The 13,958-nt window shown below is 61.5% G+C and carries 12 protein-coding genes, 1 tRNA gene and 1 pseudogene; 8 read left to right on the top strand and 6 right to left on the bottom strand.

The window, feature by feature from the left end; translation table 11 throughout:
- Nucleotides 1-11 precede the first annotated feature (11 nt).
- Nucleotides 12-2,312 (bottom strand): OmpA family protein, encoded by a 2,301-nt coding sequence (locus FJ930_RS11960; protein ID WP_141837789.1) that lies wholly within the window; start codon nucleotides 2,310-2,312, stop codon nucleotides 12-14.
- A 199-nt stretch (nucleotides 2,313-2,511) separates the two neighbouring features.
- Between FJ930_RS11960 and FJ930_RS11955 the strand changes: the two genes are divergently transcribed.
- Together FJ930_RS11955 and FJ930_RS11950 are read left to right on the top strand one after the other, a co-directional pair.
- Nucleotides 2,512-2,958, top strand: a complete 447-nt coding sequence (locus FJ930_RS11955; protein WP_141837986.1) for a YcgN family cysteine cluster protein — start codon at nucleotides 2,512-2,514, stop codon at nucleotides 2,956-2,958.
- Between the two features lie 203 nt (nucleotides 2,959-3,161).
- Nucleotides 3,162-3,518 (top strand): hypothetical protein, encoded by a 357-nt coding sequence (locus FJ930_RS11950; RefSeq protein ID WP_140746715.1) that lies wholly within the window; start codon nucleotides 3,162-3,164, stop codon nucleotides 3,516-3,518.
- A 144-nt stretch (nucleotides 3,519-3,662) separates the two neighbouring features.
- Here FJ930_RS11950 and FJ930_RS11945 read toward each other — a convergent pair whose 3' ends face one another.
- Nucleotides 3,663-4,373: an SIMPL domain-containing protein gene (locus tag FJ930_RS11945; protein ID WP_141837787.1), complete on the bottom strand. Its 711-nt coding sequence runs from the start codon at nucleotides 4,371-4,373 to the stop codon at nucleotides 3,663-3,665.
- A 135-nt stretch (nucleotides 4,374-4,508) separates the two neighbouring features.
- On the opposite strand from FJ930_RS11945, the gene FJ930_RS11940 reads away from it, so the two are divergent.
- Nucleotides 4,509-4,584: transfer RNA gene (locus tag FJ930_RS11940), tRNA-Ile, on the top strand.
- A 71-nt stretch (nucleotides 4,585-4,655) separates the two neighbouring features.
- On the opposite strand, the pseudogene FJ930_RS11935 reads toward FJ930_RS11940, so the two are convergent.
- A pseudogene (locus FJ930_RS11935) lies at nucleotides 4,656-5,146 on the bottom strand (tyrosine-type recombinase/integrase); the annotation flags it as partial.
- A 433-nt stretch (nucleotides 5,147-5,579) separates the two neighbouring features.
- Between FJ930_RS11935 and FJ930_RS11925 the strand changes: the two are divergent.
- Genes FJ930_RS11925 through FJ930_RS11915 form a run of 3 tightly spaced genes read left to right on the top strand, consistent with a single transcriptional unit; the run spans nucleotide 5,580 to nucleotide 8,432 of the window.
- Nucleotides 5,580-7,298 (top strand): FAD-dependent oxidoreductase, encoded by a 1,719-nt coding sequence (locus tag FJ930_RS11925; RefSeq protein WP_246676881.1) that lies wholly within the window; start codon nucleotides 5,580-5,582, stop codon nucleotides 7,296-7,298.
- A 31-nt stretch (nucleotides 7,299-7,329) separates the two neighbouring features.
- A complete protein-coding gene (locus tag FJ930_RS11920) occupies nucleotides 7,330-7,641 on the top strand; it encodes a putative quinol monooxygenase (RefSeq protein ID WP_141837785.1) in 312 nt (103 codons plus the stop codon).
- A 44-nt stretch (nucleotides 7,642-7,685) separates the two neighbouring features.
- Nucleotides 7,686-8,432, top strand: coding sequence for an SDR family oxidoreductase (locus FJ930_RS11915; RefSeq protein WP_181763355.1), 747 nt, complete (start codon nucleotides 7,686-7,688; stop codon nucleotides 8,430-8,432).
- A 133-nt stretch (nucleotides 8,433-8,565) separates the two neighbouring features.
- Here the strand turns inward: FJ930_RS11915 and FJ930_RS11910 are convergent, their stop codons facing one another.
- Together FJ930_RS11910 and FJ930_RS11905 are read right to left on the bottom strand one after the other, a co-directional pair.
- Entirely contained in the window at nucleotides 8,566-9,609 is a 1,044-nt protein-coding gene (locus FJ930_RS11910; RefSeq protein WP_210245355.1) for a GlxA family transcriptional regulator, read from the bottom strand.
- A gap of 106 nt (nucleotides 9,610-9,715) precedes the next feature.
- Nucleotides 9,716-11,365: an ABC transporter substrate-binding protein gene (locus FJ930_RS11905; protein ID WP_141837781.1), complete on the bottom strand. Its 1,650-nt coding sequence runs from the start codon at nucleotides 11,363-11,365 to the stop codon at nucleotides 9,716-9,718.
- Nucleotides 11,366-11,906: 541 nt separating this feature from the next.
- On the opposite strand from FJ930_RS11905, the gene FJ930_RS11900 reads away from it, so the two are divergent.
- Nucleotides 11,907-12,563, top strand: a complete 657-nt coding sequence (locus tag FJ930_RS11900; protein WP_141837779.1) for a TetR/AcrR family transcriptional regulator — start codon at nucleotides 11,907-11,909, stop codon at nucleotides 12,561-12,563.
- Between the two features lie 217 nt (nucleotides 12,564-12,780).
- Nucleotides 12,781-13,008 (top strand): SDR family oxidoreductase, encoded by a 228-nt coding sequence (locus FJ930_RS30720; protein ID WP_141837777.1) that lies wholly within the window; start codon nucleotides 12,781-12,783, stop codon nucleotides 13,006-13,008.
- A 22-nt stretch (nucleotides 13,009-13,030) separates the two neighbouring features.
- On the opposite strand, the gene FJ930_RS11890 is transcribed toward FJ930_RS30720, so the two are convergent.
- On the bottom strand, nucleotides 13,031-13,891 hold the full coding sequence (locus tag FJ930_RS11890; RefSeq protein WP_141837775.1) for a LysR family transcriptional regulator: 861 nt from the start codon (nucleotides 13,889-13,891) through the stop codon (nucleotides 13,031-13,033).
- Nucleotides 13,892-13,958 lie beyond the last annotated feature (67 nt).

The raw sequence follows: 13,958 nt of genomic DNA, 5'->3' as shown, positions 1-13,958 counted from the left end.
AAACAGCTCGACTATTGATTGTTGCTCGCCACCGGCGCCACCAGCGAGGTGATCCGGCGGATGGCGACGCGTCGGTTCTCGCGGTTCGGCGCCGAGGTGTTGACCTTCAGATACTCCTCGCCATAGCCCTGTGTCGTCAGGTTCTCCGGAGGAATGCCGAAGGCATTGGTCAGCGCTTCGGCGACCGCTTCGGCGCGGCGGTCCGACAGGGCGAGGTTCGCCTCGGGCGTGCCGACCGCGTCGGTGTGGCCTTCGATCAGGAAGGTCTCGGCCGGGTTCTTCTTCAACAGCTTCTCCATCGCGTCGGCGACGCCCTGGAGTTTCTGCACCTCGGTGTCGGAGATCGAGGACGAGCCGAATTCGAAGTTCAGCGTGTCGAGGTCGATGCGCCGGGCAATATCACGCACGCGGGCCGACCGCTTGACCTCGTTGATCGAATAGAGGCGCTGCACCTTTTCCACCGGCGGCTGTTCGAGGAAGGTGTAGTAGTCGTCCGGGCTCTGGACATCCTCGGAATCGAGGATGTAGTCCCGGCGCGGGATGGTCAGCCGCATCGGCGGCAGGTCGTCGCCTGGATCGCGCCAGTCGTTTTCGTCCTGATAGCTCCTCTCGTCGACATAGCTCAGCACATATTCGTGGCCGTCGGGCGCGATGCGCGACCGCTGCAGAATGTCGCCGTAGCGGTTGCGGATGGTGACGATCCGGATGCCATTGTCGCGCTCTACGGTCTCGCGGGTGCGGCCTTGCGGCAGGTCCTCGTAATAGACATCCCTGGCGCCGCGGGTCAGGCGCGGGCGGTCGTTGCTCTGGACGAACGTCTGGTCGTTGAGCTGGATGATGACCCGGTCGCCGATCTCCTTGAGCACATCGACGCCCTTGGGACGGCGGCGGTCGCGGATGTTCTCGTCGGGTGCGCGATCGAGGCGCTTGCCCTTCTCTTGCGTCACCGGGACGATCTTTTCGGTCCTGATCTCCTGCTGGGCGGCCTTGTCGTCGGTTGGAGGCGGTCCCTGGTCGACCGGAGCGACCGCAGGCTTCTGCTCTTGCTCGGTGCCTTGCTGGGCGTTCCGGCCACCATTCTGCTGCCCGCCATTCTGGTTGGCGGGCTTTCTGCCACCCCTGCGCTCGGCATCCTTCTGGCTGTCGAGAATGGGAGCGGCGTTCTTGTTGGCGGGCGCCTCGCCCTGCACTGGGTTCTCGCCCTGTGCGGGCACGGCCTTGCCGTTCGTGGCCGGCTGTTCGCCCGTGGCGGGCTGCTTGCCGGTCTGCGGCTGCTCGCCGGTCGCGGGCTGCTCACCCGTCGCCGGTTGCTCGCCTGCCGGTTTCCTGACGGTCCTCTTCGTCTTGTCCTGCGGCTGTTCGCCTTGGGCGGGAGCCTGTCCGCCGGCAGGAGCCTGCTCGGTCTTCGGCGCCGGCTGTTCGGCCGGGGCTTCCTTCTTGGTCGGAACAGGTGTGGCCTCCGGCGCCGGTTCGTTCGTCCCAGCCGGCTTCTTGTGCTTTTCCGGCTTCTGTCCGGGCTCGGCGGCGGGCGCCTGCTCGGTAGGTGCTGTCTCGATCTGCTGGTCCTGCTTGCGCTTCTTACGCGGGTTCTCGACCGGCTGGTTGTCATTGGCGGGTGCTGTCTGGCCGGCCGGCGCCTGCTCGGTCTGTTGTTGCTGCTGTTGGTCGCGCTTCTTCCTGCGCGGCTGCTGCTCGTCGGTCGCGGGAGCGGCTTCAGCGGCGGGCGCCTGCTGGGTCTGCTGCTGTTGCTGGTCGCGCTTCTTCCTGCGCGGCTGCTGCTCCTCGGTTGCGGGAGCGGTTTCAGCGGCGGGAGCCTGCTGGGTCTGCTGCTGCTGCTGCTGGTCGCGCTTCTTCCTGCGCGGCTGCTGTTCATCGGTTGCGGGAGCGGCCTGGCCGGCGGGCGCCTGCTCGGTCTGCTGCTGCTGTTGGTCGCGCTTCTTCCTGCGCGGTTGCTGCTCCTCGGTCGCGGGAGCGGCCTCAGCGGCGGGAGCTTGCTGGGTCTGTTGCTGGTCGCGCTTCCTGCGCGGCTGTTGTTCCCCGGCGGCGGGAGCGGCCTCGCCGGCTGGCGCCTGTTCGGTCTGTTGCTGCTCGCGCTTCTTGCGCTCGGGCTTCTGCTCTCCCTGCTGCTTCTGGGCGCAGGCTTCGGCTGATTCGCCCTCGGCGCAAGCCGCCTGAGCGAGGATCATTGGTACGGGGCCGCGTTGCAGGGAGCCGAACGCGGCGCTTCCCTGAAGCGGGGATGCGCCTAACGGCGCGGATGCCATCAGCAGGCCAAGTGCGGTGCCTGCCAGAATCCGTGGTTGGCGTTTCATTGAAAATTCTCCTTGTGGGGTCCCATCCTTGCCGAAAACCGATTTTAACGAAATTGGTTCCAGCTGCCCATGGGTAGGGGCCGTACAGGGCGATTGGCCGGCCTTTTGAAGGCAACTTCGTGTCATTCGGCTGGGGTGTGGCCCCATTGCGGCCATTGCGATGCTTGACCTTGGCGATTGCTGGGGCCACATCCCCGGGATGGAAACACCGTTCTGGAAAACAAAGACGCTGGAGGCGATGAGTCCGGCCGAGTGGGAATCGCTCTGCGATGGTTGCGGCAAATGCTGCCTGTCGAAGCTCGAGGACGAGGATACGGGCGAAATCTACTGGACCAGCGTCGGCTGCCGGCTGTTCGATGCGCGGACTTGCCGTTGCGCCGACTACGCCAACCGGCTGGCGCGCGTTCCCGATTGCGTCGGCCTGACGCCGCAGAACGTGCGTACCATCAGCTGGCTGCCCAGCACATGCGCCTACAGGCTGGTTGCCGAGGGCCGCGATCTCTACTGGTGGCACCGTCTGGTGTCGGGCAGTGCCGAGACCGTGCATGAGGCCGGCATCTCGATGCGCGGCCGGGTCAAGGCGAGCGAAACCGACCTCGCCGAGCCGGAGGATTATTTTGACTATATGCTCAACGACGAGCCCTGAGGCGGTGTCGGCAAGGCGCGCCGGAACCACGCAGGGCAGGGCGTTTGAGGCGCATCGTTCGAAAAACCGGCTGAGATTTCCTTTTCCCGCCACATGAACCGCAGATGAACGGCGGGTTCGTAAATAGTTCAGACAGGCGAGTGCATTCTCCCACCATCGGTTTCACGAGGACGGGCACAAGCCCGCAACAAGGAGAGAGAACCATGTACACCATGATCAAGACGGCGGCCCTTTCGGCGCTGGTCGGCCTCGGCACGCTGGCCGCCATCCCCGCCCATGCCGACAGCCTCTATCTGGGCTTCGGCAACAACCAGGATCCGCGCTTCGGCGTCTATGCCGGTGATGATGGGTATCGCTACCGTCGCGACGAGCGCCGCGACGACTGGCGCCGGGGCTGTTCGCCAGAGCGTGCCCTCGACAAGGCCGACCGCATGGGGCTGCGCCGTGCCCGCATCGTCGACGTCAGCCGCCGCACGGTCAAGGTCATGGGCCGCCAGTATGGCGACCGCGTCGTCATCGTGTTCGCCAATGAGCGCGGCTGCCCGATCATCAACCGCTGAAGCCTTTTGATAGCAGAGCCCCCGTCGGACGGGTGCGGCTCGAAAAAACCCCGCGGAAGCGATTCCGCGGGGTTTTCTGTTCGCGATGGGGGTGTCTCCGTCGCCGGCAGGGCCGGCGACAGAGACACCGCCCTCGTTCGCGCGTTACTTCAGTTCAAACGTGACGGTGACCTGGACGTTGTAGGAATTCTCGCCGGCCTGCACCGGAGCCGCGCCGGCCGCGGCGTCGAAAGCCTTGGCGTTGATCGGCATCGGCATCGGCCTGATGTTCTGATCGGTGATTTCGAGCACCCGGCCGAGGCTGACGCCGGCGGCCTCGGCAAGCGTCTTGGCCTTGGCCATGGCATCGGCGACCGCTTTCTTGCGGGCTTCGCTGACGGTGGCCGACGGATTGTCGTTGGTGAAGGCGATGCCGCCGCCCTGGTTGACGCCGAGCGAAACCGCCTTGTCGATGATCTCGCCTGTCTTGTCGACGTCGCGCACGCGCACCGAGAGCGTGTTGGTGACCTGATAGGCGACGAGCTCGGCCTCCTGGCTGCCGTCCGGCTTGTTGGTGTAATTGTAGCGTGGATTGATCTGGATGCCGGCGGTCTGCAGGTCGCGGTCCTTGATACCGGCCGCCTTCATCGCGGCGATCACCGCGGCCATCGCGTCGTTGTTGGCGTCGAGCGCCGCACGTGCGGTCTTGGCTTCGCGCATCACGCTGAGCGTCAGCACCGCCAGATCGGGAGCGACGGTTGCCTCGCCTTCGCCGGACACGATGATGCGGGGCGGCGTCGGCAAATCGGTGGCTCCAGCCATCGCCGGAAAAGCGATTGCAGCGGCGAGCGCGAGAGGCAAAAGGTGTCTGGTCATGAAAATCTCCTTGGTCCGCGATCCTGTCGCGGATGCTCAACTAGGGCGCGAATATGGGCTGATTTGGGCGATCTGTGAAAGCCCGCAGGGAAAGCCTTGTGCCGTCGAAGGAAAAACATTAATCCAGCCCGCGTGGGGCCTGTAGCTCAATGGTTAGAGCCGGCGGCTCATAACCGCTTGGTTGGGGGTTCGAGTCCCTCCGGGCCCACCATTATCCTTATTTATCAATGGCTTACGGGGAGGTTCGCCAACAGGTTCGCCAAGCAGCGGCCTGCGGGTCACGAGCCGCACCACGCGATCCATGCCCTGAACCGCCAGGCGGACCTGCGATGCCTCGCGTGAATAGAGTTCAGCGTGATCGATGTCGTCGTGCCCCAGCACATCCATGAGCTGCCTGGTCGAGACCTCTGCCTCGGCGAGATAGACGCCAAGTGACTTTCTCAGTCCGTGCAGCGTCAGCCCTTTCGCAAGCCCTGCAAGCTTGCACCAGTGTGCCATGGTCCCGGTCAGGATTTGGCGGAGAAGGGCTGGCCATAAGCGGTCACCAAGACGGTTTCGCCGCGCTTGTCCGTGGCATCAAGGATCTCGGCAAGCATGGGGGTAATCGGTACGAAAAGCCGCTTGCCACCGGTCCTGCTCCTGTTCTTTGCCTGGACGATGTCGAAGCCGTCGAAATGACGCTCCTGGCCATCGATCATGACCTTGCGCGTCACCCTCTGGTCCCACCGCAAATCGGCAACATCGCCGCGACGATTGCCTAGCCAAAGCGCCAACCCATAACAGGTGCGCGCAGCCGTCCCCAGCGGCCAGCGCTGCTCAAACTTCTGCATCGCTTCGTGAGGCCAAGCCTTCCAGCCGTATAGGCAGGCCGCCACTCGACCGCTGCGGTAGGTGTTTAGTCTCAGGCGCACAGGCCGTTCGCCACTCGACGGGCAAGGCAAGCCTTATCCGCTCATCCACCTGGAATATGGTCGCTAACCATCAATCCTGATAACTCATAACGCCGAATTTTATGGGTTCACGCCCTAAAACGCTGCCCTTCAATTCTCGTCCCAGGTCGGGTGGCAGTTTTTATGGGATAGTTGTCATTGCGGCGAACCTCCGTGAAGCCGGATATTCCATCATGAGATGACAGAGCGGCGCTTTCGCACCCAATCCGATCGCCGGCTCCAGTTTTCCGCCTGCCATTCAATACGGGAGGGAGCCATGAACGATATTTCCAATGCGTCGAACTCTGTCCGGCTTGCTCTGCTGGAAGGCCAACTGGTCACGGGACAAATCGATCGTCGGGTTTTCCTGGACGGCGCGACGCAACTGGGCCTGTCGGGCCCGGACGCCGACGAGGCGGCGCAGAAGTTCATGGCCATCGGAGCCAACCAGACCGCGCTCCGATCGCGGTTGAGGAAGAGTTACGAATACATCGTGGTTGGGGCCGGCGCGGCGGGCGCTGCGGTGGCTCGCCGCTTGGCCGAGGATACTCTCAACAACGTGCTGCTTCTCGAGGCAGGCGGCGATGACCTCAGGCCAGGAATTCTCATGACCGAATCCTGGTATCTCAACCAGGGCACCGACGTTGATTGGGCGTACGAAGCCGCGCCGAGCGCTGGCGTCAACCAGCGCTCGATCAAGCACGCCTCCGGCAAGGCGCTCGGCGGCGGAACAAGCATCAATGGCATGGTGTGGGCACGCGGCCACAAACACGATTTCGACTCCTGGGCCAAGGCAGCAGGCGATGAGGACTGGGGCTATCGACATGTGCTGGAAATCTACAAGCGCATCGAGGACTGGCATGGTGCCCCGGACCCGGAGCGCCGTGGCCGGGGTGGAGAAGTATTCGTCCAACCGGCACCGGACCCCAACCCGCTCGCGCCGGCCTTCCTCAAGGCGGCCGAATCTTTGGGGATACCTGTCTTTGAGGATCAGAACGGCATCATGCAGGAAGGTTCCGGAGGCGCCGCCATCTCGAACGTCCGCATCCGTGAGGGCCGCCGCCTGAATGCCGCTGCTTCCTATCTTTACCCGGTGATGGACCGACCGAACCTTACAGTGTTGACGAACGCGTTCGTCAATCGCTTGTTGGTCGACGGCAACGTGGTCACCGGGATCGAATTCGAATGGCAGGGTGAAATTCACCGAATAGCGACTTCACGGGAAGTGGTTCTTTCGGCGGGCGCCATTCAAACACCGAAGATCCTGTTGCTTTCCGGTATCGGCGATCGTGCCGAACTTGACCGGTTTGGAATTCCATTGGTTTCGCACTTGCCTGGCGTTGGACGGAACCTTCAAGACCATCCCATCATCGGGTCAGCGCTATGGGAACCGCACGAGCCTATGGTGGTCCGTAACAATGCCGCCGAAGCCAATCTGTTCGTCAAAAGCAGCGCCGACTTGGCCACTCCCGATCTTCATATATTCCAGATCGAAGTTCCCTATGTCTCCGAAGTCACTGCGAAATATGCCGTAAACGGCGCCTGGACGATTGCACCTGGCCTGGTTCGCCCAGCGAGCCGTGGCTTTATTGAACTTAAATCGACCGATCCACGCGTGGCGCCGGAAATACACTCGAACTTCCTGTCGGACCCGCGTGATCTTGCGGCCTTGCGACGTGGCATGCAACTAGCCCGCGATCTCGGGAATTCCGAAGCGATGAAGCCATTTGCCAAGCGCGAGCTTCTGCCCGGCGATCGTGCTGGGGAGGAATTGGACCATCTCATTCGCGACGGCGCGACCTCCATGCATCACCCCACGAGCACCGCCAAGATGGGGCAAGACGATGCTTCTGTCGTTGACTCAAAGCTGAAGGTTTATGGCGTCGACAATCTTCGCATCGCCGACGCGTCGATCATGCCCGACATCATTACCGGCAATACCCAGGCGCCCAGCATAATGATTGGTGAACGCTTGGCCGAAATCCTTATCAGGTGACGCCGCAGTGATTTCGGAAGGATCGAAGAAGATGAGCACAGTCACAAATCTCGCATTCTTCCGCGCTCGCCCAGGGCGGACGCATGAGCTGGGGATGGCGCTGGTGGCTCTTGTCGAGCCTACACGGAGTGAAGCGGAGTGTCTGAGCTACAACCTGCACCAGTCCGTCGAGGATCCCGACGTTTGGTTCGTTTACGAAAACTGGAAAACAGCCAGCGGATTGGAGGCCCACATGCATGCGAAACATATCCGAAAGTTTCTGGCAGCGGCACCGACACTGATCACCGGCGACATCGAGTTGCGCAGATTTTCCATGATTTCGGCGTCCACGATGCGAGCTTAGGGCGCATGACGGACAGAGATCGACAACCAATCACAGGGGACAAGATGCGCTTCACGGGAAAGAACATCGTCATTACAGGGGCCGGTGGCGACCTTGGTCTAGCAATCTCCGAGCGGCTGATATCGGAGGGAGCAAACGTGCTCGCCGTGGTGGAGCGCGAGGAAGAACGCACCAAGCTGGACAAGATTTCGCCGCAGGGCGTATTGGAGTCCTTTGTCGCCGACGTCACAAACACCGAGCAGGTAAAAGCGTACGCCGAAAAGGCGTTCTCGCTGTGGGGTGCGATCGACGGGTTCGTCAACAATGCCGGCATCCAGACCCGTGTTCGTCCGATTGTCGACTTTCCCGAAGCGGATTTCGACCGGGTCATGGCTGTCAACGTTCGCGGCGTCTTTCTCGGGATGAAGTACGTTTTCCCGCGAATGCGCGACGGAGGCTCAGTGGTGAACATGTCAAGCGCACTTGGCGTCGTCGGGGGCGCCGGCATCGTCGCCTATGTCGGTTCAAAACACGCAATTGTTGGCATGACGAAGACCGCTGCCCTCGAAGTTGGAAACCGCGGCATTCGGGTCAATGCGTGCGCTCCGGGTCCAATAGCGGGATCCATGACATTCAAGCTTGCCGAGGAAGTGTTCGCTGGATCCGACAAGACGTTCGGCGAGACCGTGCCGCTCGGTCGCCACGGCACGCCGGAAGACGTAGCCGGGCTGGTGGCTTTCTTGCTGTCCGATGATTCCCGCTACGCGACAGGCACTGTTCATGCCGTGGATGGAGGTTTCACTACCCCATAATCGACACCTGTTGAGCCCGCCCCATCAGCTTTCGGAACATGCCACAGGCGGCGCAGGAAAATAGGCGACAAAGTCGCTTGGCCGGTGTCGCGGCGACGGCTTGAACCGACCAGCTACGCAAAAGACAGCCGGATCATTGCGAATTGAGTTGGCAGCCGTCGCCGGCTTTGTTTGATCTCTCCAACGAACTGTTTCTGGTGGCAAAACGGCGGCGATACTCACGAGGCGGAATGTTAAGGACGCGCACAAACGCGGCCCGCATTTGCTCCTCGCCCCGATATCCGCACGTCTCGGCTATCCCTTCGATCCGATCGTCGCTTTCTTCAAGAAGACGTCGCGCGGCGTCGAGGCGTATTGCTTCAACCGCCTTGGCGGGAGTCCGCCCGCGTTTTTGGGTGTAAACACGGGTAAAATTCCTCAAGCTCATGTGCATACGCTCCGCCAGGGCCTCGACATTCAGCGAGGTGGTGAGATTCTCGGCGATCCAACGGTCGAGTTCGATGAACGCATCAGAATCCGCTTCTCCTTGAGTCGCGAGAAGCGCGCTGTACTGCGATTGACCGCCAGCGCGTTTGAGATAGACAACAAGCATACGCGCCACGCTCATTGCCGCCTCACGACCGCAATCGTCCTCGATCAAAGCCAAGGCCAGATCAATCCCGGTAGTTACTCCGGCGGACGACCAAACACGTCCGTCGCGGACAAAAATGGCGTCGGGTTCCACGGTTATTTCGGGATACCGTTGGGCAAGCAATTTCGCGTGCATCCAATGAGTGGCGGCGCGTCGACCCTTCAACAGGCCTGCCGCGGCGAGCAAGAAACTGCCGACGCAGACGGAACATACGCGGCGGCATCGCGGGCCCGTTTTTGCCACCCACTTGACGAGATCGACATCACGCGTGACGTCATCGACCAGAAACGCCCCGGGCACAATCAGCGTATCGATCTTCACACGATAGAGGGATTTGATCGATTGCGCGACAAGCGGCACTCCGTCGGCCGTGGCTACCTGGCCGCCTTGCGAAGAAACAACGGTGCATTTGTAGCGGATGCGGTGGTCGCCTCCGAACTCCGAGAATACGCGGAACGCCTCCAGCGGTCCGCCCAGATCCAACAGCGATACACCCGGATAAACAGCAAGGACGACGTGCCTTTCCTCAGTCAAGCGTGTGGCCACGTTTTGTTTCCTTGCATCTGGGGCATCGTATCGGCGTGATTGATCGGGGCGGACACTGCGGCCGTGTCTATGGCGGACAGCCCGTGCCGCTCGATGTGAGCTTCACCTAGGTTTCCAGCCATACCTCTTCGAAGATCGTTTCCTGCATGGGATGGGTGCTATAGTTCTTCACCGCCTGTGCAGAGTGATTGAAGATCTTGCGCCAGTAAGCCTGAACGAGGACACCGGAGTCCTGAAGGATCTTCTCGACATCCTTCATGATCGCGCGCCGCTTCTCTACGTCGGGGGTAGCCATCGCCTGAGATAGTTTCTCGTCAAATTCCTTGTTCGAGAAACCGGACTCGTTCCAAGCTTCGCCAGAGCGGTAGGCAACCGCCAGCACCTGCACGCCGAGCGGCCGCATCGACCAGACGGTGAGCGAGAAGGGATATTTCGTCCAATCGTTCCAGAAGGTCGAGCCTGGCAGAACAGTCCGCTTCACTTTGAAGCCGGCCTCGCGCATCTGCGCCGCGATAGCATCGCCGGTGTTCTTCTGCCAATCCTCGTCGACCGTGATGATCTCGTGCTCGAAGTTCGCCTGACCGGCCTCGGCCATCATCGCTTTCGCCTTCTCGATGTTCCTCTCCATCTTGGGAAGCGGCGCGTATTCGGGATGGATGCCGCACACATGGTGGTTTTCCGCCACCTCGCCAAGATTGTTGTAGCCCAGGCTAAGCACCGCTCCATTGTCGACCGCGAGTTGGACGGCATTGCGCACCCTCTGGTCGTCATATGGCTTGTTGTTGACGTTCATGCGCGCCGTCAGAGTGCCGGCGGTCAGAATCCCGCTGCGCACTAGCCCCATCTTGTCCAGGATCGCCACATAGTCGCCGGTGGTCTCATAGTTGGTATGGACTTCACCCGCCTCGAAGGCGCTGATCATGGCGTTGGGGTCGTTGCCGTAGTCGATGAATTCGATGCCGTCGAGATGAACCTCGCCGCCCCACCAGGGCCCGCCGTTCTCGCGCCGCTTGTAGAGCGCGTGCACCGCGGTTTCGTAGGAGACGAGTTCGAACGGTCCGGTGCCGATCGGGCTCTTCACGAAATCCGAACCCATCTTCTCGAAGTCGCGATGCACGATGAGGGCCGGATAGTCCGAAAAGGCGGGGATGATGGAAATGTCCGGCACCGACGGTTTCAGCTTCACCGTATGGTCGTCGACCCTGGCGATGGCGCCGGCCCGGGCCCTGCCCGTCGCCGGGTCGATCAGGCTGGCCATGCGCGCGGCCATGGAATTGCCTTGCGCAGATTTTTCGCACCAGCGTTCGAGGTTGAAGATAACGTCGTCGGCGTTGAAATCGTCGCCGTTGTTCCATTTCACGCCCTTGCGCAGATGCAGCACGTACTCGGTCGCATCGTCGTTCACGTCCCATCTTTCGAGAAGCATGGGCTTGAAGATGAAATCCTTCGTGTATCTGACCAGCGGCTCCAGGACCTGGCGGGCGATGTTGCCCATTTCGCCCCAGTCGAAGCTGCGTATATCCTTCATCTCCTTGACCAGCATGGCCACCTTGATGACGCCGCCTTTCTTCGGCTGCGCCGCCGCCGTCGTCGGGACCGCGAGACCGATCATGCCGTAGGCGACGGCTGTCGACAGCCCGAAGACGCTGGCGAGCGCCAGGAATTCGCGGCGATCCATGCGTCCCTCAGCGGCCTCCACCGCCATCCGCTGGACAGTTTCGGGAACAGGTTTGTCGTTGCGTCTCAGAAAGCCCATCTCTTCCTCCCATTGGCCGTCAGGCCCGTTTCATCAGCCATTGCCCGTCAGGAGACGGGCGTCGCGCCACCCTCTTCGGTGCGGCGCGCGATAAATTCGTCGAGGATTTCGGCCGAGGCCGCAGCCGCAGGAAACGCTCGAACGTCCGCTCCAGATGCCGTTGGCGCGTACGGTTGCCGGGCGCGAACTGGTCTCCGGCGAAGTGCCGAAATTCGAAATGTCGAGAACTGGCGGCTCGTCGAAAGCGGCGGGGTTCGGATCGGCATTTCAAAACGCGGAAGCCTGCGGCCGCATGGCAATGTTGAGCCGGCGGCGAATTCATCCCGACCGATCCGGACCACATCCGTCCAACCGGGTTCGGCGGGGTGATACGACACCAAAGCGCCGGCGACCCTGCCTCCGATAGCGACTGCTCGATAATGTGACGTCAATCCTGCCTCCCAAGATCAGGACGATCACTATTGGACATATATGTACAATGATTGGACAGCTATGTCTAGTCCTCCTTGCGTCGTGTTTTGGGCTGTGTCATTCGTCAGTCATGATCAAGCTGATGCCGCAGAAAGAGACCGCCCCCGGCAATATCAAGGTGACGCGCTGGGACTGGATCAATCTGGCTCTGGAGGTGCTGGTCACCGAGGGCGTGGAAAGCGTACGCGTCCTGCAGATGAGCGAGCGGCTCGGCGTGTCGCGATCGAGTTTCTACAATTATTTCGAGAACCGCCAGGATCTGCTGAATCGCCTGCTGGAGCACTGGCGTGACACGAACACCAGGGCGATAGTCGAACGGGCAGCAAGGCCTGCCCAGACCATCATACGTGGTGTGATGAACGTCTTTGAGTGCTGGGCGGACGAGAGTCTGTTCGACCCGCGCTTCGATTTCGCTGTGCGCGAGTGGGCACGCCGCTCCGCCGAAGTGCGCAGGATCATTGACACGGCGGATGATGAGAGACTGGGCGCCATACGCGACCTTTATCTGCGTCATGGCTACAGTGAAGAAGACGCTCTCATTCGCGCCCGCGTGCTCTACTACATGCAAATAGGCTACTATGTGCTGGACGTGAAAGAGCTGGCGGAGACTCGCCTTGGCCACCTTGCGGCCTATCTGCGCAGCTTCACGGGTCAGGAACCAAGCGACGCCGACGTGGCCCATTTTTCGGCCTTTGTCATGCAGGCGCGTAATCACAATCGGATGTGAGACCCGCCACGGAGTCAAGGCGGCGTCGCACCACTGCAAGCGCCAGCTCTTCGCGGATCCCGCTGGCGCGGTGTTCAGCGTGCTCTCCCCAATAGCGGCGCATTGGACCGTCTCGACAAGCTTCATCGAAATGGAGAACTGCAATGTCGTTTGAGGAAAAGGTTGGACTTGTGACCGGCGGCGGCTCCGGGATGGCATTCAACTGTCGAAGACCGCCATGGGTCGGCAAGGAAGACCGGAAGAGGTGGCTGGCGTGGTGACCTTCCTGCTTTCCGACGAGGCATCGTTCGTCACGGGCTCGGTTTACGAAATCAATAGCGGCCAGACTCAGCAGGAGCGGACCAGGTTCGACTGGAGATGGCAAGGGCGAGCGCGCACCTCGGTCCGGGTTCAGAACGCAACGACTCCAGCAGAGCGAGGGCTGCGACTTGGTGATGGCGCCTGACGGCAGCGACAATGCTGTCGGTTCAGACAAGGTGCTTTATGAGTGCTTTTACGGCAATGGATGGTGTAACCGAGCGCGCCTGCAGTGCCGTCGCTTCAATCTGATCCAGGCGACTTTCAGGAAGGATTCGGACAAGATTTCCCTCCGCGATCGGGACGTCGGCCAGATACCCGGGCAACAGGGCTATACCCAGACCTGCGCATGCCGCATCGCGGGTTACATGCATGTTGCTGGTACTGATTTTCCATGGGATGCGTATCGACTGACTGTCGATCGTCCAGTGATCGAGATCCGTACGCGTAAGGATGCCACGGTGACTGGCAAGCTCCGCCACCGTCCGAGGTGTTCCGGCGCGATCGAGATAGTCGGGCGAGGCGACCAGCTTCCTGTCGACATGCCCGAGCCGACGCCTTAGCAGATCGCTGTCGCCAAGCTGGCCAATTCGTATCACAAGGTCGAAGCCGCCGGCGACTACGTTCACGCGCTCGTCGCTAAGGTGCAGGTCGATGCGTACCTCCGGATAGCGCTGCAGAAACGTGAAGAGTTTCGGCGCCAGGACATGCTGGCCGTAAGCAACAGGGGCTGCGATCTTTAGCGTTCCACTTGGGACCGCATGTTCCGCAAGCGCTTCGACCTGGGCCTGCTCGGCATCGTGAACGATCGGACGGATCCGCTCAAAGTAACGCCGGCCGGTATCGGTGAGACTGAGCGCGCGCGTCGAGCGCAGGAGCAGCGGCGCCCCCATGCGCTGCTCCATCAGCGCAAGCTGGCGACTGATCGTCGCCTTGGGAAGACCGAGCAAACGGCCGGCGGCGCTCAAGGAGCCGCACTCCACGATTTTTACGAAGAGGGCCATGCCGGAGAGGTCAACAGCGTCAGTCATCGTTCCAAATGTAAGACGCTGGAGTTCCAAATGCCAGTCTACTGTTCCACGCGGTGCGGATCCAAAT

This window comes from Mesorhizobium sp. B2-4-15 (assembly GCF_006658505.1).
Taxonomy (GTDB): domain Bacteria; phylum Pseudomonadota; class Alphaproteobacteria; order Rhizobiales; family Rhizobiaceae; genus Mesorhizobium.
Note: the sequence above shows the minus strand (reverse complement) of the source record. Positions and strands in the feature narration are given on the sequence as shown.

Excerpts from the sequence above, each read along its gene's own strand:
- FJ930_RS11960 (WP_141837789.1), bottom strand. The coding sequence starts at position 2,312 with ATGAAACGCCAACCACGGATTCTGGCAGGCACCGCACTTGGCCTGCTG.
- FJ930_RS11955 (WP_141837986.1), top strand. The coding sequence starts at position 2,512 with ATGGAAACACCGTTCTGGAAAACAAAGACGCTGGAGGCGATGAGTCCG.
- FJ930_RS11950 (WP_140746715.1), top strand. The coding sequence starts at position 3,162 with ATGTACACCATGATCAAGACGGCGGCCCTTTCGGCGCTGGTCGGCCTC.
- FJ930_RS11945 (WP_141837787.1), bottom strand. The coding sequence starts at position 4,373 with ATGACCAGACACCTTTTGCCTCTCGCGCTCGCCGCTGCAATCGCTTTT.
- FJ930_RS11925 (WP_246676881.1), top strand. The coding sequence starts at position 5,580 with ATGAACGATATTTCCAATGCGTCGAACTCTGTCCGGCTTGCTCTGCTG.
- FJ930_RS11920 (WP_141837785.1), top strand. The coding sequence starts at position 7,330 with ATGAGCACAGTCACAAATCTCGCATTCTTCCGCGCTCGCCCAGGGCGG.
- FJ930_RS11915 (WP_181763355.1), top strand. The coding sequence starts at position 7,686 with ATGCGCTTCACGGGAAAGAACATCGTCATTACAGGGGCCGGTGGCGAC.
- FJ930_RS11905 (WP_141837781.1), bottom strand. The coding sequence starts at position 11,365 with ATGGGCTTTCTGAGACGCAACGACAAACCTGTTCCCGAAACTGTCCAG.
- FJ930_RS11900 (WP_141837779.1), top strand. The coding sequence starts at position 11,907 with ATGATCAAGCTGATGCCGCAGAAAGAGACCGCCCCCGGCAATATCAAG.
- FJ930_RS30720 (WP_141837777.1), top strand. The coding sequence starts at position 12,781 with ATGGGTCGGCAAGGAAGACCGGAAGAGGTGGCTGGCGTGGTGACCTTC.
- FJ930_RS11890 (WP_141837775.1), bottom strand. The coding sequence starts at position 13,891 with ATGACTGACGCTGTTGACCTCTCCGGCATGGCCCTCTTCGTAAAAATC.